This is a genomic window from Polaromonas sp. P3_C2 (genome assembly GCF_056402675.1).
The window spans coordinates 1-2,502 of sequence record NZ_JBFUGX010000607.1; the positions used below are offsets into that span (position 1 = coordinate 1).

2 protein-coding genes and 2 pseudogenes are annotated in these 2,502 nt (G+C 63.0%); all 4 read right to left on the reverse strand.

What is annotated here, in order from left to right:
* Positions 1-261 (reverse strand): annotated as a pseudogene (locus AC1DWI_RS19665) (beta-ketoacyl-[acyl-carrier-protein] synthase II); the annotation flags it as partial.
* 124 nt (positions 262-385) lie between these two features.
* Positions 386-970: a phosphatase PAP2 family protein gene (locus AC1DWI_RS19670; RefSeq protein ID WP_477671554.1), complete on the reverse strand. Its 585-nt coding sequence runs from the start codon at positions 968-970 to the stop codon at positions 386-388.
* A gap of 86 nt (positions 971-1,056) precedes the next feature.
* Entirely contained in the window at positions 1,057-1,860 is an 804-nt protein-coding gene (locus tag AC1DWI_RS19675; RefSeq protein WP_477725519.1) for a polysaccharide deacetylase family protein, read from the reverse strand.
* Positions 1,853-2,502, reverse strand: a pseudogene (locus AC1DWI_RS19680) (MMPL family transporter); the annotation flags it as partial. The pseudogene AC1DWI_RS19680 and the gene AC1DWI_RS19675, both read right to left, overlap by 8 nt.

Below are 2,502 nucleotides of genomic sequence, written 5' to 3' on the forward strand. Positions count from 1 at the left end.
GAAGACCCCCACGCGGTGCGCGCCGTATTTTTTGCCGGCGGCTGCCACCGCTTCAGTAAAGCCGTCCTGCTGAAGCCCCAGCAGGGCGAGCCGGTTGTTGCGGCAGTCGAAGCGGGCCCATTGCGCAGGAAGCTGCACGCTGTCCGTGCCCGTGACCTCGCCTGCAAAGGTCGGCAGGTCGACCGTGTCAAAAGTGCATGGGGCGAGCCCGCCCCGCCGCGTGCGCAACGCGTCGAGAGTTTGTGCAAGACCGCGACCCATACTGCTGGTTGCGGTGAAGTGGGAAAGCCAAAGTGGATACAGAGAAAAAACCAATCTGAAGAAAAAGACACTTTAGCAAATCACGTGGCAAATCCGGCGCCGTTGCGATGCCGGACACCAGCTGTTACTTGCCTGCGGTGCGCTGTTTGTGAAGATGCAGGGATAACCAGGCTGCCACTCCCCCCAGGAGCAGGCCTCCGGCGACGTCCACCGCGACGTGCTGCCTTGTGGCCAGMGTGGAATAGGCAATGCCGAAACACCAGAGCGCGTTCACCGCCAGCACCCATGCGGGGACGGAGAATCGGCGCAGCAGATGGTGCAGCCAGATGCCCGAAAAAACGGCTGTTGCCACATGAAGCGAAGGGCAGGCGTTGCCTGCCGCATCCATGTTTTTCAGGAAAAGCATCTGCGGATATTTCGGCCAGTCAATGTCTGGAGCGGGTGCGGCCGTGGGCCAGAAATAAAAYACCAGCAGGCCCGCCAGGCAGGTCAGCGCAATGGCGCCGCCATAGCGCAAGAGTTCGCGCCGGTCGCCAAAGAAGATGGGCGGCAGCGAGACATAAACCCATAGCGAGAGGTAAACCGGCAAGGCCAGCGGTTCAAAACCGATGAGGTGGTCGGGCCAGGTGAGGGGCATCACCGCGATCGGAAAGGCCGGGTGCTTGAGCAGGTAAAAGTAGGCGCCGAAAAACACGCCGATGAAAAGCATCGTGCCAATGGCTTTCAGATAGATGTGCTGAAAGATAACCCGCCCTATTTGTGACCACGGACTCTGCCGGGTTTTCTGCGTAGGATTCATGCGAGGGCCTGCTGCAGGGTCACCGTGTGCAGGTCGGCGGCCGCAATGGACTCCAGCAGGGCGGGCAGGACATCCAGGATGACCGGAACACCTTGCGGTGTGCGTGCTGCATTGCCGTCATGCAACAGCAAGATGGCGCCGGCTTGCAGCCCGGCCGTCAGTTTGCGTTTTACTTGCTCGGCATTGGTGACGCGGGTGTCAAAGCCGCGCACGGACCAGCTGGTGAGCTTCAGGCCGAGCCGGGCCAGTACCGGGTCAAGAAAGGGGTTGCGCAGGCCGGCGGGAGCGCGAAAGAAAAGGGGCCGCCGGCCCGTCAGGCCGCTCAGTGTGTTTTGCGCTGCCTGCAACTCGCGAAACATGCTGCGCGGGCCCGTCAGGGCAAAGTAGTGGCGGTGGTGCTGGCTGTGGTTTTCAACGGCATGTCCGCGCCGCACAAGCTCGCGGCACAACTCGGGATGGCGGGCGGCTTTGTCACCGACGCAAAAAAAGGTCGCGCGGGCCGCATACCGGTCGAGCAGATCCAGGACTTCGGGTGTCACGGCGGGGTCGGGGCCGTCATCGATGGTCAGGGCGATTTCCCGCCTGGCGACGGAGGCCTGGGGCAGGCGGGTCCAGTTGGGGCCCAGCCACTGGCTGCGGGGCCACATACCCACGACGGTGAGCAACAGATGGTTGAGGACCACGGCGGCAAGCGCCCAGCGCCACCAGCCGGAATCAACAAGGATGGCCGCAAGTGCCGCCGCGTGCAGCGTGATGCTTGCACGTACCAGGATGYTGGGCTTCCACCGGAGGTCAGGCATGGGGCTTCCTGGCAAAAATTGCGGCATAAACCAGCGCCAGGATGACGCCCGGGGCAACGGTAACGCCCATGGCTTGCAGGATGGACACCTTGGAAAAAGCGAGCAGGCCAAACCCTGCGACGGTGGTCAGATTGGCCAGCAGCATGGACGCCAGGGTTCTGGGCGCTATCGGGGCATGGGGCTCGGGCCGGTCAAAAAACAGCGCGTAGTTGGAGCCCACGGCCACGACCAGCAACAGGCCCACCAGGTGCAGGATGATCAGTTGCTGGCCCAGCAGGGCCAGCCCGGCCGTGACTGTGACGACAGCGGCCGCCAGCGGCGCAATGATCCGCAGCACCCGGGACGGGGACCGGAAAACCACCAGCAGCAGGGCCACGAGGACAGCCAGCCCGCCCAGCGACAGCACGATGGCTTCGTGCAGGTAGCTGGAATACAAACGGTCAGACTCGGTTTTCATGTCGACAAAAAGTACGCCAGGCAAGGGCTTGGTGGCCAGCGCGGCGCGAATGTTGTCGGCGTCGATGTTTCGTCCCTGGGACGCAGTCAAAGGTAGCAGGGCGCTCCAGCGGCCGTCTTTACCAATGAGCAGCGCGGCCAGGGCCATGGCCATCGAGGTTTTTTCAAGGTCGGCTGGCTGCAGCA